Below are 22005 nucleotides of genomic sequence, written 5' to 3' on the forward strand. Positions count from 1 at the left end.
TCCAGAGAGCAAGCTCTCTTTCATCCGCTCGACTTGCATGTATTAGGCACGCCGCCAGCGTTCGTCCTGAGCCAGGATCAAACTCTCGTATAAGAAGTTTGTCAGCTCAAAAGCTGGCAATGGATATTATCCATTGTTTTAATCAAAATTATTGACGTTTCGTTTCGTTCAGTTTTCAAAGATCAAACTTACTTCTGTTTCACTGTCGTTCTCTTGAGCGACTTTTATATCATATCAAACTATCGAAAAGGTGTCAACTGTTTTTTTGAAAAAGTATTTTTTTGAAGACAACCTGTTTGGACAGCGATTAATAATATATCACCTTTTATTGGTTCTGGCAATGCTTTTTAAAAACTTTTTTTGCAAAAAAAAAGAAGCGCCGATTATCTCGGCTCTTCTTAATTCTATGATTCATATAATTCTTCGCCTGTGATTTCCTCGTCACTAGGGGTAGTTGAAATTTCTTCGATACCTTCAGTTTTTTCTACTTTTGCCACAGTGGCGACAGATTCTTCTTCGTCCAGCCTGATCAAAATAACACCTTGAGTATTCCGGCCAAGGACCGAAATGTCTGCAACATCCATTCTGATAAGCACACCGCCTGCGGTAATAAGCATGAGATCTTCATCGCCCTTCACCGTTTCAAGGGCAACCACTGTTCCTGTTTTTTCTGTAATATGACATGTGATGATCCCTTTTCCGCCTCGAGACTGAATTCTATAGTCTGCGGCAGGTGTTCGTTTTCCATAACCATTTTTTGTTACAACGAGGACATCATGATCCTCTTCAAGGATTTCCATGCCAATGACTTCATCCTCATCCGATAAATTGATGCCTTTTACTCCTGTAGCCGTTCTTCCCATTGAGCGTACATCTTTTTCATGGAAACGGATAAGAAGGCCATTCTTTGTTCCTATCACGATATTTTTACTGTTGTCCGTCAATTTAACCGAGATCAACTCGTCATGTTCCCTGAGATTAAGGGCGATTAATCCATTCGTTCTAATATTGGCAAATGCCGAAACTGGCGTCCGCTTTACCACGCCCTGCTTTGTTGCAAAGAACAAATACCAATCTTCAAGAAATTCTTCGACACATATAATTGTATTGATCCATTCGCCTTTTTCTATACCAAGCAAGTTAATGATTGGCAGCCCTTTGGCAGTTCTGCTGAATTCAGGAATCTCATATCCTTTTGTCCGATACACTTTCCCTTTGTTCGTAAAAAATAAAATCGTATCGTGGGTCGATGTTGTGATCAAATGCTCAACAAAATCATCTTCATTCGTCCCCATTCCCTGTACGCCGCGGCCGCCGCGTCTTTGGCTCCTATATGTTGAGATCGGAAGCCGTTTAATATAGCCGTTATGCGTAAGCGTGACAACGATGTTTTCTCTTGGGATTAGGTCTTCGTCTTCCAAATGGCCGACTCCGCCGGAAACAATTTCAGTACGGCGGCCATCGTCAAAGCGCTCTTTGATTTCAAGAAGCTCTTCTCTGATAATTTCAAGAATTTTTTCCTCTTCAGCCAAAATTGCCTTCAGCTCGGTAATCAACTTCATAAGGTTCTGATATTCTTCTTCAATCTTTTCTCTTTCCAGTCCGGTCAAGCGCTGGAGTCTCATATCGAGAATAGCTTGGGCCTGTTTCTCACTCAGGCTGAATTGTTCCATCAATCCAGCTCTTGCGATATCTGTAGTCTTTGATCCTCTGATCAGACTGATGATCGCATCAATATGGTCCAAAGCGATCCGGAGACCTTCAAGAATATGAGCACGAGCTTCAGCCTTGCGCAGTTCGTATTCCGTCCGCCTTCTGATGATGACTTTCTGATGTTCCAAATAGTAGTAAAGGCATTGTTTTAAATTTAAAACCTTTGGCTGGCCATCCACTAGTGCAAGCATATTGATACCGAAGGTCGTTTGAAGGGCAGTCATTTTATACAAGTTGTTTAAAATGACATTGGCATTTGCATCCCTGCGAATTTCCATGACTATCCGCATTCCCACACGATCCGACTCGTCTCGGAGCTCAGTGATTCCATCGAGCTTTTTCTCACGCACAAGTTCGGCTATCCGTTCAATTAATCTTGCTTTATTAACTTGGTAAGGGAGTTCATTAACAATGATTGTCTCCCTTCCGTTCGCTTTTGTTTCAATTTCAACTTTACCGCGCATTATGATGGATCCGCGACCTGTTTCATAAGCTCTCCTGATCCCGCTTCTGCCGACAATCAAGCCAGCAGTCGGAAAATCAGGCCCATGAATATGCTCCATCAATTCCTGAATGGTGATATCAGGATCCTTACTCAAAGAAATGATGGCATCTATGACTTCCCCAAGCTGGTGAGGGGGGATATTTGTAGCCATTCCAACAGCGATTCCCGACGTACCATTGACAAGCAAGTTTGGAAAACGCGAAGGCAATACAGCAGGTTCTTTTTCCGATCCATCATAGTTATCTTTGTAATCAATCGTATCCTTATTCAGGTCTCTTACAAGCTCCATCGAGATTTTTGACATTCTCGCTTCGGTGTACCGCATGGCGGCCGCCGAGTCGCCGTCAATCGAACCGAAGTTACCGTGCCCGTCCACAAGCATATACCGGTAGCTAAAATCTTGAGCCATCCGGACCATTGTTTCATAAACGGCCGAGTCACCGTGTGGATGATACTTCCCGATTACCTCACCGACTATCCTTGCCGATTTTTTATATGCTTTTTCACTCGTCATTCCAAGATCATTCATTGCATATAAAATCCGGCGATGAACCGGTTTTAAACCGTCCCGGACATCGGGAAGGGCGCGAGAAACGATGACACTCATCGCATAGTCAAGGAACGATGAACGCATCTCCTGGCTTAAATTAATTTCCTTTACGTTATCAGGCTTGTCTGTCATAAAAGCTCACAACCTTCCTTCCTTAAAAAAGCGAGTGAAGCAGCAATCTATTTTACTGCATCACTTGCTTTCAACCGACTAGCTATATATCAAGATTCTTAACATTCAACGCATTTTCCTCAATAAACAAGCGCCGCGGCTCCACTTTTTCTCCCATCAGCATATCAAACGTTTCGTCCGCTTCGATAGCATCTTCAAGGCTCACCTGCAAAAGTGTTCTTGTTTCCGGGTTCATCGTTGTTCCCCACAGCTGTTCAGGGTTCATTTCCCCCAAACCTTTATAGCGCTGGATGCCCGGAACCGGCTGTTTTGGAAGCTCCGCCAAAGCGGCTTCCAATTCACGATCCGAATAGACATACTTGTCTTTTTTGCCCTGGCTGATTTTAAATAATGGTGGCTGGGCAACATATATATATCCTGCTTCAAGAAGCGGCCTCATATAACGGTAAAACAGTGTAAGAAGCAATGTCCGGATATGGGCGCCGTCTACATCTGCATCCGTCATGATAATCACTTTATGGTATCTCGCTTTTGATATATCAAACTCTTCACCAATTCCTGTTCCCAATGCCGTTATGATGGTCCGTACCTCAGCATTAGAGAAAATACGGTCCAACCTAGCCTTTTCAACGTTGATGATTTTACCTCTCAAAGGCAAAATCGCCTGAAAATGGCGGTCGCGTCCCTGCTTTGCTGAGCCTCCTGCCGAATCCCCCTCAACGATATATAATTCGCTGATCGATGCATCCCTTGAGGAACAATCCGCCAGCTTACCGGGAAGATGGGAAACTTCCAGGGCGTTTTTCCGGCGAGTCAATTCCCGTGCCTTCCTTGCCGCTATACGTGCTCTGGCCGCCATGGAGCCCTTTTCAACAATCTTTCTGGCCAAAGACGGATTTTCCAATAAAAACTTCTCAAAGTGTTCAGAGAAAAGAGCATCTGTTATGGCACGTGCTTCCGAGTTTCCGAGCTTTGTTTTCGTTTGCCCTTCAAATTGAGGGTCAGGATGTTTGATGGAGATAATGGCTGTCAATCCTTCACGGACATCTTCCCCCGACAAATTGCTGTCATTTTCTTTAAAAATTTGATTTTTACGCGCATAGTCATTGATGACCCTTGTCAAAGCAGCCTTAAATCCGGATTCATGCGTTCCACCTTCATACGTATGGATATTGTTTGCGAAAGAGTAAATGTTGCTCGCATACCCATCGTTATACTGCATGGCGATTTCGATGGAAATCTCTTCACGCTCTCCCTCAATGTAAATGGGATCTTCATGAAGAACTTCTTTGGACCTGTTCAAATGTTCAACATAAGAAATGAGTCCGCCTTCGTAATGGTACTCCTTTCTGACCGGCTCTTCCTCGCGCTTATCCTCTATTACCAATTTTAGGCCTTTGTTTAAAAAAGCCAGCTCCCGGGTACGGGAAGAAAGAGTTTCAAAATCATATATCACTGTTTCCGTAAAAATTTCAGGATCAGGTTTGAAATGAATCGTTGTTCCTGTCCGATCGGTATCCCCGATAACTTTCAAATCAAAAAGAGGGACTCCGCGTTCATATTTTTGATAATGGATTTTTCCATTCAAATGGACATATACTTCCAGTTCGCTGGACAGCGCGTTTACTACGGAAGCACCAACCCCGTGAAGGCCGCCGGACACTTTATAACCGCCGCCGCCAAATTTTCCGCCTGCATGAAGCACCGTCAGAATGACTTCTACAGCCGGACGGCCCATTTTTTCCTGGATGCCGACAGGAATTCCGCGTCCATTATCTTTGACAGTGATACTGTTGTCATTTTCGATGGATAGCACTATCTCATCACAATATCCCGCCATGGCTTCATCAATACTATTATCGACAATTTCCCATACAAGATGGTGAAGCCCTTTGACACTCGTGGAGCCAATATACATTCCAGGACGCTTACGGACCGCTTCAAGTCCTTCCAGCACCTGGATTTGATGTTCATCATACGTTTGTTCCTGCAATGCTTTTTGTTCCATTGACATTGAGGATTCACCTGCACTTTCCATCTATTTCATCATGAACCTTAACCGTTCATCGGTACGCCGTTTAGCGCTTTTTTCTTTAATGTGGCAATCGCAATGGGTGAGATATACATGTGGGTGGGGGTAATGACAAGAGACTTAAAGGTGCCGTTTGAAATATTCACTAATTCGGACTCTTTTCTTTCGAGCAGCTGTTGCATTTCTTTAGAATCCATGACCGTCTGCTTATCTAAAATAGTGATGATTTCACTGGAGCGGATCATCACATCATCCCCCAAATGGACATACATTGGTGTTCACCTCATTGCGCTTTTGTAATGGTCCCGTTTTGCACAAAAAAACTGTCCGCTTCTTTGATCGTCTGATGGTCAATTCCACTTGTCGTTGTAGTCGTGACAAAAGTCTGGACTTTCCCCTGAATCGTGTTCAGTAAATGCGATTGGCGGTAGTCATCCAGCTCCGAAAGCACATCATCCAATAGAAGAATCGGATATTCTCCAATCTCCGAATGTATCAGTTCAATTTCAGCCAATTTTACGGAAAGGGCGGTTGTCCGTTGTTGGCCCTGCGAACCGAACGTATGCACATTACGCCCGTTCACGAGAAAATTTACGTCGTCCCGATGGGGGCCGATTAGACTGATTCCACGGTCAATTTCCCTTTCTCTGATCGATGAAAGTTTTTCTTCAAATATAGTAATCATTTTGGACGAATCGAAAGTTTCTGATACGTCCAGAGAGGGTTTATATTGAATGCCCAACGTTTCCAACCCGCGGGAAATGCCGGAATGAATCGGTTCGGCCCACCCTTGCAGCAGATGGATGAATTCGAATCTTTTTTGGATGATTTTGATAGCTATATTAATAAATTGCTCATCTAAAATATCCAAGAACGTCTGATCTGTCTGCCGTTTTGTCTGCAGCTGCTTCAAATAGTGGTTTCGCTGTTGAAGGACCTTTTGATACTGTCCGATATCATAAAGATAAACCGGCGATACTTGGCCAATCTCCATATCAATAAAACGACGCCTTGTTTGAGGGCTCCCTTTGACAAGACGGAGATCTTCAGGCGCGAACATAACGACATTCATATTTCCTACATAATGGCTTAATTTTCTCTGTTCAATATGATTGAATTTTGCCTTTTTCCCTTTTTTGGAAATAATTAACTGTAAAGGGACAGATCCGTTTGTCTTTTGGACCCTACCCTCTATTTTAGCATATTCCTCATCCCAGCGTATCAAATCTTTATCATTGGACGTTCTGTGGGATTTTGCCATTCCCAGCACATAGATCGCTTCCATGACATTGGTTTTGCCCTGGGCGTTTTCTCCGACAAATACATTTACTTTATTTTCAAAAGATAGTGAGAGTTGTTTGTAATTCCGGTAATTTTCCAGTTCCAGCTCTACAATATACATTAGGTCAACATCCTCTAACGGATAACAAGGAAACTTCCAACTCCTATAATTTCAAGCAAATCGCCCTCTGCAAGTTTCCTTCCTCTTCTCTGCTCCTGCTCTCCATTTACCAGGACTGTATACTCGCTTAAAAACCACTTGGCCATTCCTCCGGATTGGATAAGGTCTGCAAGTTTTAAAAACTGTCCCAACGTAATGGTATCCGTCTCGATTTTAATTTTCGTTTCCACATTCTCACTCTTTTCATATAAAGTAATCTCTTAACTTTATTTTACTAAAGATTTGCCTGCATGACAAAGTTTAGAAGGGTTCTCAACAGGAAAAAACCTGCCGGAGAGGCAGGCTTAAGCAACATATAAAGAAAGTTTAACTTACTGCGGTATATTTTATCCGAAAATGATTTTTCTTTGTCCAGCTCCAGCGACTCCCAAACTATCCTTTCCTCGAAAAACCTTGGTGTGGCTGTTTATTCGAAAAGTTGCTCAGGGCACTATGATAAGCCAACGTCAACCAAGGCCTATGCTGATCGCTGCCAAAGCCAACTTTGCCTTATATTTTTCGGAGATGATCAAAGCGTCTTAGCCATTCTATTCAGTTTGTACGTCGCTAAGCGGGCGCTTGCTCTTTCCTTAAGCAGTACGAACAGGAAGAATTAACTGTAATATTGACGGATCTTCTTCTGAGCGGATGATAAACGGCCTCATGGCGCCTGTAAAACTGATCGTAATATCTGTCCCATCTATCGCTCTTAGAGCTTCCATCATGTATTTAGCGCTAAACGAAATAGTCAATTCTTCCCCTTGAAGTGATTCAATTGGAATTTCTTCTGAAACATTGCCGATTTCGGGGGTGTTAGATGATATTTCCAGCATGTTTTCCCCTTGGGAAGCAAGTTTAACAACATTATTTCTTTCTTCTCTTGCCAATAAAGAGGCACGTTCAATTGCATCATTGAATACTTTTCCATCAAGAGTGATATTTGTTTTGTAATCGCTAGGGATCAGTCGGGAAGTATCAGGGTAATTTCCTTCCAATCTCCTTGTGAAGAAATGAATATTCTTCGTTTTAAAAAGTATTTGATTCTCAGTAATCACAATATTAACCGGATGGTCACTGTCATCCAATATTTTACTCAGCTCGAGAAGACTTTTTCCCGGAATGACTGTTTGGTAGCTGACATCCCCAGGAACATCGATTGGCGATGATTTTTTCGCAAGCCGATGGCTGTCTGTTGCTACACATATAAGATTCCCATCTTCTATTTGCCAGTTGACACCTGTCAAGATGGGGCGTATTTCTGAGGTGGACACTGCAAAAACAGTTTGTTTAATCATCATTTTCAAAAGATCACCAGGAATTGAAAAGACATCTTCTTCTGATATTTGAGGCAGAAGCGGATATTCCGAAGGATCAAAACCGTTCAGGTTGAATTCCGCTTTTCCTGACTTGATAAGTACATGCTGGGTATCTTCCGCAAATATTTCCACTGTATCCATTGGAAGTTTCCTGACAATATCCCCGAAAAATCTTGCATTAAGGACGATACTTCCCGTTTGTTTCATTTCAATCAGTTGATCGCCATCTTCTTCAACAGGAATGAAAGATTCGATGGATATGTCGGAATCGCTCCCTGTGAATGTGATTCCATTACTGTCTGCAACAATTTTTATTCCGGTCAAAATGGGTATGGTCGTTCTTGAAGAAACGGCCCTCATGACATGTTGAACACTATTGATCAGCCGATTTCGCTGAATGATAAATTGCATGATTCCTTCCCTCGTTTCAGCCTTTATATATTTATCTTTTAAAAATAAAAATAGTAGTAATAGTAGTAGGGGTTGTGGATATGTTGATAAGTATGTGAATGAATGAAAATTGCTAGTTATTCACATGTGGACATCGTGTGCAACAAATAGGCTCACTTATACACATCGTCCCCATCATGGATTTTTTAAAGAATTGCGGATGCCATTAATAATGTTTTGAAAATCTGTATCTGATTCCATCATTTTTGAAATTTTATCATAGGCGTGAATGACTGTTGTATGGTCCCGCCCTCCAAATTCCTCCCCGATTTTTGGGAGAGAGAGGTCGGTCAGTTCCCTTGAAAGGAACATGGCAATCTGCCTTGGAAAAGCGATGGATTTTGTCCGCTTTTTCGCTTTAAAATCTTCCAGTTTGACGTTAAATTCGGCACCGACCGTTTTTTGGATATCTAAAACGGTAATGACCTTCGGTTTCGAACTAGGAATAATATCCTTTAATGCCTCGGCAGCAAGGTCTGCATTAATATCCTTATTGATCAGCGATGAATAGGCGACAACCCGGATTAAAGCTCCTTCCAGCTCTCTGATATTTGTATCGATCTGGTTGGCTATGTATAGCATGGCTTCATTGGGGATGTCCAGGCCGTCCGCTTTTGCCTTTTTCCGTAAAATGGCTATTCTTGTCTCCAAATCAGGAGGTGTAATATCTGTAATCAAGCCCCATTCAAAGCGTGATCTTAGCCTGTCTTCCAAAGTTGGTATCTCTTTTGGGGGCCTGTCGCTTGAAATAATAATTTGCTTACTTTCTTCATGTAGGGTGTTGAATGTATGGAAAAATTCTTCCTGTGTTTGTTCTTTTCCGGCTATAAATTGAATATCGTCTATTAAAAGTACATCTACATTTCTATATTTATCCCTAAAATCAACTGCTTTATTATCCCGGATCGAGTTAATGAACTCGTTGGTAAATTTTTCAGAAGATAAATAAACCACTTTTGCCGACGGATTGTGTTCGAGTACATAATGCCCGATCGCATGTAGTAGATGGGTTTTTCCCAAACCGACGCCTCCATAGATGAAAAGCGGATTATATGCGTTTGCGGGCGCTTCGGCGACCGCAAGTGACGCTGCATGGGCAAAGCGGTTACCCGCTCCGATGACAAAAGTGTCAAATGTATATTTTGGGTTAAGCATGCTCTGGTATGTTTCTTCCCTTTTTATTTCCTGGATGACGCTTGGGTTGGGAGCTTGTTCCTTTTTCAGCTCTTCTTCCGCATCAGGAGGAATAATGAACTTAATATTTAAGTTCTCTCCGACCAGTTCATATAGAATTTTGGAAATTAAATTTGTATAGCGGCCTTCAAGCCAGTCTCTGGCAAACTCGTTGGGAACAGCGATTGTCATTGTATCGCCATGGAGTTCATGTGCTTCAGTAGATTTCAACCATGTATCAAAACTTGGTTTACTAATCTTCTTTTCTATCTTTTCAAGCACTTTCTCCCAAAGATCAGACAGGTTTTCCAATACTTTACCTCCTTTGCTTCAACTGATATGGGACATTGGATTTCATTTTGAGGTTCTGGTAAATGTGGAAAAGTATATATATAGTAGAGATAGTCCTTTTCGACAATATCCACCAAATGTGGACAACGCTATTCATAACGAGTGTATAAACAATCCACATGTTATTCACAATCTGTGGATAACACAATGGATAAGAACGGCTTTCCACAGTAAAAACAATTTTATCATACCAAATAAAGTGTAGGACTGCAATGAACGGAAGGTATTATCCACATTATTAAATATTGCCATGAAATAAATTATCAACAACCGCAGAATATGTGAAAAACTTGTCGATAATTGCTGTGAATATGAATAAATGATTTCACAAATAATCCACAAGGGAAAATCAATCGATTTCGATGAAGGGGGACGGCGGAAAAAATAAAAATGAGAGGTTGACAATCATTGAATCGCATCTTTATAATTAGAAAGACTGTCTAACCTGTGATTGTTCAAATCCTCGAGGAGGTGTCATAAATTGAAAAGAACATTCCAACCAAATAGAAGAAAAAGAAGCAAAGTTCACGGCTTCCGCTCAAGAATGAGTTCAAAAACGGGCCGTAGAGTTTTGGCAGCGCGTCGTCGTAAAGGAAGAAAAGTATTGTCAGCGTAGACCACTGAAACGTCTCAGTGGTCTTTTTTCTAATGAAAATATTTTTTAGGATTAAAAAGTGTTTTTCGCTTTTCTCTGTTGAGGTGGATGTATGAAAAAAGCATTTAGGATCAAGGAAAATGCAGAGTTTCAAACAGTATTTAAAAAAGGGAGATCAGTGGCAAACAGGCAGTTTGTCATATATATACTGGAGAAGGAGGGACAGGTCCATTTCAGGATCGGTCTTTCTGTAAGCAAAAAGATTGGAAATGCGGTTACGAGAAATAGGATCAAACGCTATATCCGCCAAGTGTTTCATGAGTTCGAGGAGCAAGTGAGCCCTAATAAAGATTTTGTTATCATCGCCAGGAAACCGGCGGCCGAAATGGATTACCATTCAGTAAAAAAAAGCTTGGAACATGTCCTCCGGCTTGGGAAAAGTCTGAAAAAGACAAAACATGCGAAAAATAAACATGATTTTAATCAACAGGGACAATGAAAAGTGTTAAAATAACCGATAGACCATATCTAACTGCCCGTACAGGGTATTTTCATACACAGGGAGGATATGAAGTTTGAAAAAAAGAATTCTACTCGTGGCTGCATTGCTCGGATTTGTAGTAATCGCAGCAGGATGCTCGACAATCAATGACCCTGTGCCCATCACAGCTGAAAGCACTGGTTTTTGGAGCAAGTATATCGTATATCCTTTATCATGGCTCATCACAAGTACAGCTGAATTATTTGGGAACAGCTACGGCTTGGGAATTGTGATTGTTACATTACTGATACGTTTAGCGATCCTGCCACTTATGATCAAACAGACAAAGAACTCAAAAGCGATGCAGGTACTGCAGCCCGAAATGCAGAAACTGAGGGAAAAGTACAGTTCAAAAGATGCACAGACACAGCAAAAACTTCAGCAGGAAATGATGCAACTTTTTCAAAAGCATGGAGTTAACCCGCTTGCAGGTTGTTTTCCACTGCTGATTCAAATGCCGATCCTTATCGGTTTTTACCAAGCGATTATCAGGACAGAAGAAATTGCCACCCACACATTTCTATGGTTTGACTTGGGTGCACCTGATCCCTTCTACATATTACCAGTCGTTGCAGGGGTTACGACTTTCCTCCAGCAAAAGCTGATGATGGCAGGTACAGAGGGTGTCAATCCGCAGATGCAGATGATGCTTTACATCATGCCGGTTATGATTATGATTTTTGCAATCAATTTCCCAGCAGCGCTTTCTTTATACTGGGTAGTCGGTAATATTTTCATGATTGTTCAGACTTATTTTATTAAGCCACCGGTCGTTGAAGGTGAAAAGGCCAATGATGGAAAGGTGAGGGGAGCTAAAAAGTGAGACAAGTCACTGCAACCGGATCAACCGTGGAGGAAGCAGTACAATCGGCTTTGGCTCAACTAGAATCTACAGAAGAACAAGTGGAAGTCAAAATTATTGACGAGGGAAAAAAAGGATTATTCGGACTGTTTGGATCACGCCCGGTTGTCGTTGAAGTGACGGCAAAACCGGGCGCTGTCGAATCAGCGAAGAAATTTTTACAAAACATTGTAAAAAATATGGGCATTGATGCTGAAATTGACATTGACGAAAAAGACGGGCGTAACGTTATGTTCAATATTTCAGGAGAAAAAATGGGGTTGCTGATCGGAAAAAGAGGGCAAACGCTTAATGCGTTGCAATACTTGACACAACTTGTAGCCAACCGTCATTCTACCCATTACGTAAGAGTGATTCTGAATCCTGAGGATTACAGGGAAAGACGTAAAGAAACGCTCGTACGTCTTGCCGAAAGGCTGGCATCCAAAGCAAAGCAGCTCGGTGAGCCAGTTTCACTGGAGCCTATGCCTAATTACGAACGAAAAATTATACATACAGTACTTGCTGAAAACGAAGATATCGAAACGGTTTCCAAAGGGGAAGAGCCGAATCGATATGTCGTCATCCAGCCGAAATGACATCTCCCAAATGAGGAGATGTTTTTTTGTGGTTATTATGATGATTATGCGGCCAATCAATTGTCTAATGGGACAAATTGGGCTTTTAAAATGGTTTCAAGTGGATCCTGGTCCTGCAAAAGAGATTAATGCTTCCTTAATAGGACTCTTAACACGAAAAAGCTTCTGAAAAGAATTTAGGAACCTGGCCAAGTGGCGAAACCATAAATTCATAATCAAGACCAGCACGAGCAACATGTTGTTGATTGATCATCAGGATAGTCCCAATGACCTATCACGGCACTAAGAAAAGGCTGCTTGCGTCACATTTGCTAAAGGAAAAGAATGGGCTGTATCATCGCTCTGTGTTCTTTTTATTTTTTGGAAAAAACGTAATTGCACTGCGTTGTTATTCACATGTGGATAAGTTAAAATAAAGAGTACGGCTTTTCGCTTGTGGATAGAACCGGATGTTTAGGAATGAAAGGCTTTGTGGATTATTTAGATGTGGAATCAATTTAAATATATATTTTTTAAGAAGTGGTGAACATGATGGATTTTGATACAATAGCAGCAATATCCACGCCGCTTGGCGAAGGCGGAATCGCCATTGTACGGATCAGCGGGGAGGAAGCAGTTGATATAGCGGATAAAATCTTTCGAAGCGCAAGCGGAAAGAGGTTGAAAGAGGTCGCTTCCCATACGATTCATTATGGACGGCTTATCCGGCCTAAAACAGAGGAAATGATAGAGGAAGTAATGGTAAGCGTCATGAGGGCCCCCCGGACCTATACAAAAGAGGACGTAGTGGAAATCAATTGCCACGGAGGGATGGTATCCGTCAACCGAGTTCTACAGCTTGTTTTAAACAATGGGGCTGCACTTGCGGAACCTGGGGAATTTACGAAAAGGGCATTTCTTAATGGAAGAATTGATTTATCCCAGGCAGAAGCTGTAATGGATCTGATTCGTGCGAAAACGGATAAGGCGATGAATGTGGCTTTGGATCAAATGGAAGGGCGTCTTTCCAAATTAATTAATTCCTTGCGCCAGGAAATACTAGAAACCCTTGCGCATGTGGAAGTGAACATTGACTATCCTGAATATGATGATGTGGAAGAAATGACACACCGTATGTTGACAGAAAAAGCGGAACATATTCAAAAAGAGATAATCAAATTACTAAAAACGGCTGAACAAGGTAAAATATTGCGTGAAGGATTGTCGACGGCCATTATCGGCCGGCCGAATGTCGGCAAGTCATCATTGTTGAACAGCCTTGTTCAGGAAAATAAAGCGATCGTTACAGATATCCCGGGAACAACAAGGGATGTCATTGAAGAATATGTGAATGTCCGCGGAGTACCTTTGCATCTTGTAGACACAGCGGGCATAAGGGAAACGGAAGATATAGTGGAAAGAATCGGTGTCGAGAGGTCAAGAAAGGTTCTCAAGGAAGCGGATCTCATTTTACTTGTACTGAATTCGGCTGAACCGTTCACTCCGGAAGATGAACAGTTATTTGCGGCAGTGGAAGGTATGGAAGTAATCGTGATTGTCAATAAAGCAGATCTGCCAAGGAAAATAGATATGGAGCAGGTTAAGAAAGCAGCCGGCAAACATAAAGTTATTACCACTTCCTTGCGTCAGGAAGAAGGAATTGATGATCTGGAACAGGCGATTGCGGATATGTTCTTCCGTGGGGAATTGGAAGCCGGCGATATCACGTATGTATCTAACAGCCGTCATATTGCTCTTCTGTACCAGGCGCTTCAGGCCATCGAAGATGTACAGGAGGGTATTGCAGCAGGTACTCCGATTGATATAGTCCAAATCGATATGACGCGAACATGGGAACTGCTTGGAGAGATTATAGGAGACACGGTACAGGATAGTTTGATTGATCAGCTATTCTCCCAGTTTTGTTTAGGTAAATAAATTAAAGGAGGTTAATGACATGCAGCAATTTGAAGCAGGCCAATATGACGTCATCGTAGTGGGAGCGGGGCATGCGGGCTGTGAAGCGGGCCTGGCGGCCGCCAGAATGGGGGCCAAGGTGTTGATGATCACGATCAACCTGGATATGGTCGCTTTCATGCCGTGCAATCCGTCTATCGGAGGTCCGGCTAAAGGGGTTGTCGTCAGAGAAATTGATGCACTTGGCGGTGAAATGGGAAAAAACATCGACAAAACCGCTATTCAAATCAGGATGTTGAATACAGGAAAAGGGCCGGCAGTTCAGGCTTTGCGCGCTCAAGCCGACAAATTCCAGTACCAGCATGAAATGAAAAATACACTTGAAAATGAGCCGAACCTTACATTGCATCAGGGAATGGTCGACGAGCTGCTTGTGGAAGACGGAGTGTGCAAAGGTGTCATCACGATGACAGGAGCCATTTACCGTTCCAAAGCTGTCGTCATCACAACGGGGACATTTTTGCGCGGTGAAATCATTTTGGGTGAATTAAAATATTCTAGCGGTCCGAACAATCAGCAGCCATCCATCAAGCTGTCTGAACATCTTCAAGAGCTTGGATTTCAAATGGAGCGCTTCAAAACAGGGACTCCCCCGCGTATCAACAGCCAGACAATCGACTACAGCCTGACGGAAATCCAGCCGGGCGATGAAGAGCCAAGGGCATTCAGCTATGAAACAACAAAAATGATCACAGATCAGCTCCCTTGTTGGTTGACATATACAAATGAACATACTCACAGGCTGATCGATGAAAATTTGCACCGTTCCCCGATGTTTTCAGGGATGGTCAAAGGGACCGGCGCCCGTTACTGTCCTTCCATTGAAGACAAGGTCGTCCGTTTCAATGACAAGCCGCGTCATCAGATTTTTCTAGAGCCGGAAGGGCGGCATACGAATGAAGTTTATGTTCAGGGTCTTTCAACAAGTTTGCCGGAAGAAATCCAGCATGAACTGCTGAAAACAATCCCTGCGCTCGAAAATGCAAGGATGATGAGGCCGGGATATGCCATCGAATATGATGCGATTGTACCTACACAGCTATGGCCTACACTTGAAACGAAAAAGGTTAAAAATCTTTACACAGCAGGACAAATCAATGGAACATCCGGTTACGAAGAAGCTGCGGCCCAAGGATTGATGGCTGGGATAAACGCGGCTAGAAATATTCTTGGAAAAGAGGAAGTCATTCTAAGCCGTTCGGATGCGTATATTGGTGTTCTGATTGACGATCTAGTCACAAAGGGAACGAATGAGCCGTATCGTTTGCTGACTTCACGCGCAGAATACAGGCTATTGCTTCGCCAAGACAATTGCGATCTTCGTTTGACGGAACTAGGACATGAAATCGGATTAATTTCCCCGGAAAGATATGAGAAATTCACGGAGAAAAAAGCGGATATAGAAGCGGAAATCAAACGCCTCCAAAAGACCATCCTAAAACCGAACGAGCAAACACAGGCACTCATCCGGGAAGCAGGCGGCAGTGAATTGAAAGACGGGATCCGTGCATCTGACCTGTTGAAGCGTCCGGAAATGAAATACTCACATATCGTCCAGTTAATACCTGCGGAAAAAGAATTGTCAGAAGATGTGATCGAGCAAGTGGAAATTCAGATCAAGTATGAAGGTTATATCGAAAAATCTTTGCAGCAGGTCGAAAAACTTAAGAAGCTTGAGAATAAAAAGATCCCCGAAGATATTGATTATGATGCGATCAATGGAATTGCAACAGAAGCACGCCAGAAACTGAACAAAGTGCGCCCGCTGTCCATTGCTCAAGCATCCCGTATTTCGGGAGTCAATCCGGCGGATATTTCCATCCTTTTAGTGTATATTGAGCATGGAAAAATTGCCCGGGTATCGGGAGATGAATGATTTAAGAAAAGTGTAAGCTCCTACCCATCGATGTACAGACTGTCCGAAATGCAGAAATGTCCTAGCAAGATCCGGCAAACATAAGAATAAATTCTCGCGAGAAGGCAGTCTTTCATCTGCCATAGGGAATAGTAGGCTTTTAAGTTAGAAGGAGAGTCTCTGACGGGGTAGGAAACACAGCGACTGGGGCCGCCTCAGGTCGTATCCTGTCCGTCGGAGGCGATATTTCCTTATGGGGGGAAAATATCCTCATGTGTATTTTACATAAGTCGGTGTGATGAAACTTATCACAAGGTGATTGTTACAATCTCGGATAAGTTGCACTGCAGGAGTACATTTAGGCTCGAAGTTTGCCAGTCGATAGGAGCTGGAGTTAGACAATCATATCTATAAATATAAGTTTTCCAATGCTTAAGAAAGGATCAGCCGATGAATATAGAGCAATTTACGGAACAATTAAAGAACAAAGGAATCGAATTAAGCGCCCGACAGTTGGAGCAATTCGAACTGTACTACAAACTGCTTGTCGAGTGGAATGAAAAAATGAACCTGACAGCGATCACTGATCGTGATGAAGTCTATTTAAAGCATTTCTATGATTCAGTAACCACAGCTTTTTTTCTCGATTTACATCACCCTCTGTCGGTTTGTGATGTGGGAGCAGGCGCCGGATTTCCGAGTATTCCGCTTAAAATCTGTTTCCCGGAAATCAAGGTTGCCATCGTTGATTCGTTGAAAAAACGGATCACTTTTTTGAATGAGCTCGCAAAAGAATTGGAGCTTGAAGACACATTCTTTTACCATGACAGGGCGGAAACTTTTGCAAAAAAAGAAGAATTCCGGGAGCAGTTTGATATAGTGACGGCACGAGCTGTTGCTAGGATGTCCATTTTGACTGAACTTTGCCTGCCGCTCGTCAAGCAGGGTGGCCTGTTCGTTTCATTAAAAGCGGCCAACGCCAAGGAGGAGCTTGCTGCCAGTAAAAAGGCGATTACACTGCTTGGTGGGAAATTAGCGGATGTCCATTCTTTTCAACTGCCGATTGAAGAAAGCGAACGAAATATTGTCATTGTGGAAAAGGTGAAAAAAACACCTAATAAATATCCCCGTAAGCCGGGAACTCCAAATAAAATGCCGCTCGAATAATTGACGAACTAGGGCCAGTTTAAGTACTTAGTAGATTTGCACCTATCGGATTCAAGGCATGGCTTTTCGAGGACCAAAAGCTGTCGAAAAAGGATTCACACGATATTCTTGAAAACAGCACTTTTCCTATGATAAATCTACATGGGCCCCAACAGACAGGACGTCCCAGAGCAACTGACATACAGGAAGTACTAGTGAAAATTAAGCGATAGGGATGCTGTATTCACAAAATATGGTATGTTCAGATATCGGATAAAGGACAGGTCTGAAGGGTTCTTGTCCAGCTTGGCACTGATATAAAAGCACTCTCGTATTACCTATTTTTTATTTCATTTAAGCTATTCCAGTATGTACGTTGAAGGGCTGGCGCTTACGTTTTTTAAACAGAGCAAAAGTTCGGCAGGAAAAATAGAAGAAAAAATAGTATGATGTATAAAAGGGAGTTACTATTTCAAGGTGGTGTAGAAGGATGAAACATCCTTTCTCGCGTTTTTTTGGATTGGGTGATAAAGAGCTGCCGGTAGAGAATGAGATAGAGGCAGAAGCAGAGGTAGAGGACCTAGAAGAACGGGAAGAAGTAAGAACTATTTCTGTTTCCGCCATTTTTCCGAACCGGTTCCAGCCACGGACCATTTTTGATGATTCAAAGATAGAGGAATTGGCCCGTACGATCCATACACACGGAATCATCCAGCCGATTGTCGTCAGAGAAGCAGGGAATGAACAATTTGAAATTATAGCAGGCGAACGAAGGTTCCGCGCTGTAAAGATGCTTGGCTGGGAAGAAATACCCGCTATTATTAAAAATTTGAATGATACCGAGACAGCCTCCGTCGCACTGATTGAAAACCTGCAAAGGGAGGAATTGACTCCGATTGAGGAAGCCATAGCATATGGAAAGTTGTTGGAACTTCATAATTTGACCCAAGAAGCGTTGGCCCAGAGGCTTGGCAAAGGCCAATCCACTGTGGCAAACAAACTTCGACTTCTTAAGCTTCCGGAAGAAATACAGGAAGGACTCTTAAAAAAAGAAATTACCGAGCGCCATGCTCGTGCTCTAATTCCATTAAAAGAAGCGGATAAACAAATTAAATTGATGGAAATGATCATTGAAAAAAATTTAAATGTCAAACAGACAGAAGAGCAAGTAACCAAAATGCTTTCTGCTGAAAAGCCCAAGCCGGCAAAAAGACAGAAAGCCATCAGCAAAGATATGAGGATTGCCGTCAATACGATTCGCCAGTCCCTTTCAATGGTGGCTGACACTGGAATTAAGCTGGATTCCACGGAGGAAGATTTTGATCAATATTATCAAATCACTATTAAAATTCCAAAAAAATAAGAAGTTTGGGTTTATTTGCCCTCAGTTTTAATTAGGCTTAATTATTAAAGTAAATTTTAATATTTTGTATTCCTTTCGGATAGATTAGAATCCTGATAATGTATTTATCAGGATTCCTTAATTGTGTAAATGAAAACCATTCGTTAGGCGTATGGTTCCGGATAGCTTATAGCGAGTTATTAAAAAAGCCACTCCTGGTGTTACAATAAATTTTGGTTCGCCAACCAAATTATGTAACAAGGAGGGGCTTATTATCTCTTCTGGCGTAAGCAGTTAAGCACATACGAAATGGAATTGTAAGTATCACATAGTTTTTGCACCCAAACATAGAAGGCAGATTATTTATGGGAAACTAAAATAAGATATAGGACAAATATTACGGCAATTATGTGAAAGAAAAGGCGTAAAAATTATTGAAGCTACGGCATGTAAAGATCATATTCATATGTTGGTGAGATTCCGCTGAAAATAAGTGCCTCTTCTTTCGTGGGATATTTAAAGGGAAAAAGCAGCTTAATGATTTTTGACCGGCATGCCAATTTAAAATATCGGTATGGGGATAGGAAATTTTGGTGTATATGTTGATACAGTAGGAAGAAATAAGAAAGTAATTGAAGAGTACATTCAAAAACAAATACAAGAAGATAGAGGTCGCATAACAATTAAGTATGGCGAAATTCAGCGATCCGTTTACTGGTGAAGAAGTAAAGAGAAAAAATAAAAAGAAATAGGAGAACCCTTTAAGTGTTAGCCGGAAGAGTAGTGCGGTTGACGAACCTTTCAGTGCACTTTTAGGGCTGGCCAGCAGAGCAAACCATCCGTTCACACGGGTGGTTTTGATTTGTTTATAAGAGATGGGATACTGACTCTATTTTTAGAGGATGATTGATAGGAGTTTTTATACTTATGAACCTCCCATACATGAGCTTTTTTCTACGAAAAAAATGATACTTGAAATATTTTAGGATATGAGATTAAATGCGGAGTATTATTTGTTAAAATAGATTAGGTGCGAACAATTTTCGGAGGAAGTAAGGGGTAGGTGAAATTGTTGGGAAAGATCATTTCCATAGCCAACCAAAAAGGGGGCGTCGGCAAAACGACAACCTCTATAAATTTAGGGGCCTGTTTGGCTTACATCGGAAAAAAGGTACTAATTGTAGATATAGATCCGCAAGGAAATGCGACAAGCGGAGCGGGAATTGATAAAGGGGATGTCAATGAATGCGTGTATGACGTGCTCGTTGATGATACGGATATTAAAAAGGTGATCCAAGAGACTGCAGTGGAAAATCTGTCGGTAGTCCCGTCAACCATTCAACTGGCGGGTGCTGAAATTGAACTTGTTCCGACTATTTCAAGGGAAGTCCGTTTGAAACGGGCTTTGGACGAAGTAAAGGACCAATATGATTTTATTCTGATAGACTGCCCTCCTTCGCTCGGATTGCTGACAATCAATGCCTTGACGGCATCGGACTCAGTCTTGATCCCAGTACAATGTGAATATTATGCACTGGAAGGGCTAAGCCAGCTTTTAAATACGGTTCGGCTAGTACAAAAACATTTAAATCAAGATCTTATGATAGAAGGTGTACTCCTTACTATGCTGGATGCCCGGACAAATCTTGGTCTCCAAGTGATTCAGGAAGTGAAGAAATACTTTCAAAATAAGGTATATCAAACGGTGATTCCAAGAAATATACGTCTGAGTGAAGCGCCTAGTCACGGGCAGCCGATCATCATTTACGATCCAAGGTCAAGGGGAGCGGAAGTTTACTTAGAACTCGCAAAGGAAGTGGCTGAAGTTGGCTAAAGGACTGGGAAAAGGCATTAATGCTTTGTTTGCGAACATAGATGTGGATGTGGGGAAAGAGGAGACGGTGCGAGAAATTCAATTGAACGAAATTGTGCCTAATCCCTACCAGCCACGGAAGGTTTTTTCCGCCGAAGCAATTAATGAGCTGAAGGATTCTATTGAGGAACATGGTATTTTACAGCCGATCATCGTAAGAAAAAGCGGAAAAGGGTACGAAATTGTTGCGGGAGAAAGACGGTTTCGTGCAGCAAAAGCAGCTCATTTAAAAAGAATTCCTGCAGTGGTAAGAGAGTTTAATGATTCCCAAATGATGGAGCTTGCTGTCTTGGAAAACCTTCAGCGGGAAGATTTGACGCCAATGGAAGAAGCGGCTGCCTACCAAACATTGATGGACAAGCTCGGTGTTACGCAGGAAGATCTTGCCAAAAGGCTGGGCAAAAGCAGACCTTATATTGCCAATCATGTCAGGCTGCTTACACTGCCGCCAAAAATCCAAAAGCTCATTACAGAAGGAAAATTATCCATGGGTCATGGCAGGACATTGCTTGGGCTCAAACAGAAAAACAAGATGGTTTCTGTCGCTGAACAAGTGATAAAAGAAGGATTGAATGTTCGCCAGTTAGAAAGGCTGATCCAAAAAATAAATGAAAATGTTCCACGTGAAACAAAAAAGAAAACTATTAAAAAAGACGTTTTTATTAGGGAAAGAGAAGACCTTTTGAGAGAAAAGTTTGGAACCACCGTTACTATAAGTCAAACAAAGAAGAAGGGGAAGATTGAAATCGAATTCCTTTCTCCGGAAGATCTGGAACGTATTTTGGAAATAATGGAGTTAAGCGAGTAAACAGATGCTTCTTCATTATAGGAAGAGTCGGGTGAATTCATGGTTTTAATGGGCACGATTATCAATGGAATCTGTATTATCATCGGGACGCTTCTTGGAAGATTCCTCCAATCCATTCCGGAAAAAATGAAGGAAACGGTCATGTATGGAATAGGATTGGCAGTCATTGTTCTCGGGCTGCAAATGGGGTTTAAGAGTGATAACTTTTTAATTGTTATCATTAGTCTTGTTGTTGGTGCAGTACTGGGTGAATGGTGGGCGCTCGATGATAAGCTTGTTGCTGTGGGCAAATGGCTGGAAAAAAGGATAGGATCAGGTGGCACTGGGAGTATCGCTCAGGGATTTGTCACTGCCACGCTGATTTTTGTGATTGGAGCTATGGCAATTATTGGTGCGCTTGACAGCGGAATCCGGAATGATCACAATGTGTTGTATACGAAGGCAATCATTGATGGATTCACTGCCCTCATTTTATCGACGACACTTGGAATAGGAGTCATTTTTTCTGTCATCCCAGTCGTTCTTTATCAGGGGACGATCGCTTTGTTTGCGACTCAGATAAATCGGCTTGTACCCCAAGAATTAATGGATGTTTTTATACTGGAAATGACAGCAACCGGTGGAATCATGATTTTCGCAATCGGCCTGAATTTGGTTGGCTTGACGAAAATTCGCGTGGCAAACTTGCTGCCAAGCATTCTGGTAGTGGCAGTGATCGTAACAATAATGCATATATACCATGTGAAAATAATGTAAAAGAAACAGGAACGAAGGCACCTGTTTCTT

18 protein-coding genes, 1 rRNA gene and 1 pseudogene are annotated in these 22005 nt (G+C 42.1%); 12 read left to right on the forward strand and 8 right to left on the reverse strand.

Annotated features, from left to right (window positions below):
* The 8 genes from C509_RS0115730 to dnaA all read right to left on the reverse strand — a co-directional run.
* Window positions 1–93: ribosomal RNA gene (locus C509_RS0115730) — 16S ribosomal RNA — on the reverse strand; the annotation flags it as partial.
* A gap of 311 nt (window positions 94–404) precedes the next feature.
* Window positions 405–2900, reverse strand: a complete 2496-nt coding sequence (gyrA, locus tag C509_RS0115735; protein ID WP_018707889.1) for a DNA gyrase subunit A — start codon at window positions 2898–2900, stop codon at window positions 405–407.
* A gap of 82 nt (window positions 2901–2982) precedes the next feature.
* Window positions 2983–4908 carry a DNA topoisomerase (ATP-hydrolyzing) subunit B gene (gyrB, locus tag C509_RS0115740; protein ID WP_026319900.1) on the reverse strand — a complete coding sequence of 642 codons (1926 nt, stop codon included), beginning with the start codon at window positions 4906–4908 and terminating at the stop codon, window positions 2983–2985.
* A gap of 47 nt (window positions 4909–4955) precedes the next feature.
* Window positions 4956–5204: an extracellular matrix regulator RemB gene (gene remB / locus C509_RS0115745; protein ID WP_018707891.1), complete on the reverse strand. Its 249-nt coding sequence runs from the start codon at window positions 5202–5204 to the stop codon at window positions 4956–4958.
* An 11-nt stretch (window positions 5205–5215) separates the two neighbouring features.
* Window positions 5216–6334 (reverse strand): DNA replication/repair protein RecF, encoded by a 1119-nt coding sequence (gene recF / locus C509_RS0115750; RefSeq protein WP_018707892.1) that lies wholly within the window; start codon window positions 6332–6334, stop codon window positions 5216–5218.
* A 14-nt stretch (window positions 6335–6348) separates the two neighbouring features.
* Complete coding sequence (yaaA, locus tag C509_RS0115755; protein ID WP_018707893.1) at window positions 6349–6564, reverse strand: S4 domain-containing protein YaaA; 216 nt, start codon at window positions 6562–6564, stop codon at window positions 6349–6351.
* 399 nt (window positions 6565–6963) lie between these two features.
* Window positions 6964–8100, reverse strand: a complete 1137-nt coding sequence (dnaN, locus tag C509_RS0115760; RefSeq protein ID WP_018707894.1) for a DNA polymerase III subunit beta — start codon at window positions 8098–8100, stop codon at window positions 6964–6966.
* A gap of 174 nt (window positions 8101–8274) precedes the next feature.
* Complete coding sequence (dnaA, locus tag C509_RS0115765; protein ID WP_018707895.1) at window positions 8275–9624, reverse strand: chromosomal replication initiator protein DnaA; 1350 nt, start codon at window positions 9622–9624, stop codon at window positions 8275–8277.
* A gap of 520 nt (window positions 9625–10144) precedes the next feature.
* Here dnaA and rpmH point away from each other — a divergent pair.
* The 12 genes and pseudogenes from rpmH (at window position 10145) to C509_RS0115825 (ending at window position 21975) form a co-directional block, all read left to right on the forward strand.
* A complete protein-coding gene (rpmH, locus tag C509_RS0115770; protein WP_018707896.1) occupies window positions 10145–10279 on the forward strand; it encodes a 50S ribosomal protein L34 in 135 nt (44 codons plus the stop codon).
* Window positions 10280–10370: 91 nt separating this feature from the next.
* Window positions 10371–10757, forward strand: coding sequence for a ribonuclease P protein component (rnpA, locus tag C509_RS0115775; protein ID WP_018707897.1), 387 nt, complete (start codon window positions 10371–10373; stop codon window positions 10755–10757).
* A gap of 76 nt (window positions 10758–10833) precedes the next feature.
* Complete coding sequence (gene spoIIIJ / locus C509_RS0115780) at window positions 10834–11622, forward strand: YidC family membrane integrase SpoIIIJ (protein ID WP_018707898.1); 789 nt, start codon at window positions 10834–10836, stop codon at window positions 11620–11622.
* Entirely contained in the window at window positions 11619–12239 is a 621-nt protein-coding gene (gene jag / locus C509_RS0115785) for an RNA-binding cell elongation regulator Jag/EloR (RefSeq protein WP_018707899.1), read from the forward strand. Before spoIIIJ ends, jag begins: the two co-directional genes overlap by 4 nt.
* Before the next feature lie 531 nt (window positions 12240–12770).
* Entirely contained in the window at window positions 12771–14156 is a 1386-nt protein-coding gene (gene mnmE, locus C509_RS0115795; RefSeq protein WP_018707901.1) for a tRNA uridine-5-carboxymethylaminomethyl(34) synthesis GTPase MnmE, read from the forward strand.
* A 19-nt stretch (window positions 14157–14175) separates the two neighbouring features.
* Window positions 14176–16071, forward strand: coding sequence for a tRNA uridine-5-carboxymethylaminomethyl(34) synthesis enzyme MnmG (gene mnmG / locus C509_RS0115800; RefSeq protein ID WP_018707902.1), 1896 nt, complete (start codon window positions 14176–14178; stop codon window positions 16069–16071).
* A gap of 429 nt (window positions 16072–16500) precedes the next feature.
* Window positions 16501–17217, forward strand: coding sequence for a 16S rRNA (guanine(527)-N(7))-methyltransferase RsmG (gene rsmG, locus C509_RS0115805; protein WP_018707903.1), 717 nt, complete (start codon window positions 16501–16503; stop codon window positions 17215–17217).
* A gap of 469 nt (window positions 17218–17686) precedes the next feature.
* Window positions 17687–18559, forward strand: a complete 873-nt coding sequence (noc, locus tag C509_RS0115810) for a nucleoid occlusion protein (protein WP_018707904.1) — start codon at window positions 17687–17689, stop codon at window positions 18557–18559.
* Between the two features lie 307 nt (window positions 18560–18866).
* A pseudogene (gene tnpA, locus C509_RS25665) lies at window positions 18867–19290 on the forward strand (IS200/IS605 family transposase).
* A 320-nt stretch (window positions 19291–19610) separates the two neighbouring features.
* Window positions 19611–20372 (forward strand): ParA family protein, encoded by a 762-nt coding sequence (locus tag C509_RS0115815; protein ID WP_026319902.1) that lies wholly within the window; start codon window positions 19611–19613, stop codon window positions 20370–20372.
* The gene (locus tag C509_RS0115820; RefSeq protein WP_018707906.1) at window positions 20365–21219 is read left to right on the forward strand and encodes a ParB/RepB/Spo0J family partition protein; all 855 of its coding nucleotides are present in this window, start codon (window positions 20365–20367) and stop codon (window positions 21217–21219) included. Before C509_RS0115815 ends, C509_RS0115820 begins: the two co-directional genes overlap by 8 nt.
* A gap of 39 nt (window positions 21220–21258) precedes the next feature.
* A complete protein-coding gene (locus tag C509_RS0115825; RefSeq protein ID WP_018707907.1) occupies window positions 21259–21975 on the forward strand; it encodes a DUF554 domain-containing protein in 717 nt (238 codons plus the stop codon).
* Window positions 21976–22005: the final 30 nt, after the last annotated feature.

The organism is Siminovitchia fordii DSM 16014 = CIP 108821 (assembly GCF_000374565.1).
GTDB classification, from domain to species: Bacteria; Bacillota; Bacilli; order Bacillales; family Bacillaceae_C; genus Siminovitchia; species Siminovitchia fordii.

Excerpts from the sequence above, each read along its gene's own strand:
- mnmG (WP_018707902.1), top strand. The coding sequence starts at position 14,176 with ATGCAGCAATTTGAAGCAGGCCAATATGACGTCATCGTAGTGGGAGCG.
- remB (WP_018707891.1), bottom strand. The coding sequence starts at position 5,204 with ATGTATGTCCATTTGGGGGATGATGTGATGATCCGCTCCAGTGAAATC.
- noc (WP_018707904.1), top strand. The coding sequence starts at position 17,687 with ATGAAACATCCTTTCTCGCGTTTTTTTGGATTGGGTGATAAAGAGCTG.
- gyrA (WP_018707889.1), bottom strand. The coding sequence starts at position 2,900 with ATGACAGACAAGCCTGATAACGTAAAGGAAATTAATTTAAGCCAGGAG.
- C509_RS0115825 (WP_018707907.1), top strand. The coding sequence starts at position 21,259 with ATGGTTTTAATGGGCACGATTATCAATGGAATCTGTATTATCATCGGG.
- recF (WP_018707892.1), bottom strand. The coding sequence starts at position 6,334 with ATGTATATTGTAGAGCTGGAACTGGAAAATTACCGGAATTACAAACAA.
- rnpA (WP_018707897.1), top strand. The coding sequence starts at position 10,371 with ATGAAAAAAGCATTTAGGATCAAGGAAAATGCAGAGTTTCAAACAGTA.
- mnmE (WP_018707901.1), top strand. The coding sequence starts at position 12,771 with ATGGATTTTGATACAATAGCAGCAATATCCACGCCGCTTGGCGAAGGC.
- rsmG (WP_018707903.1), top strand. The coding sequence starts at position 16,501 with ATGAATATAGAGCAATTTACGGAACAATTAAAGAACAAAGGAATCGAA.
- dnaN (WP_018707894.1), bottom strand. The coding sequence starts at position 8,100 with ATGCAATTTATCATTCAGCGAAATCGGCTGATCAATAGTGTTCAACAT.
- gyrB (WP_026319900.1), bottom strand. The coding sequence starts at position 4,908 with ATGGAACAAAAAGCATTGCAGGAACAAACGTATGATGAACATCAAATC.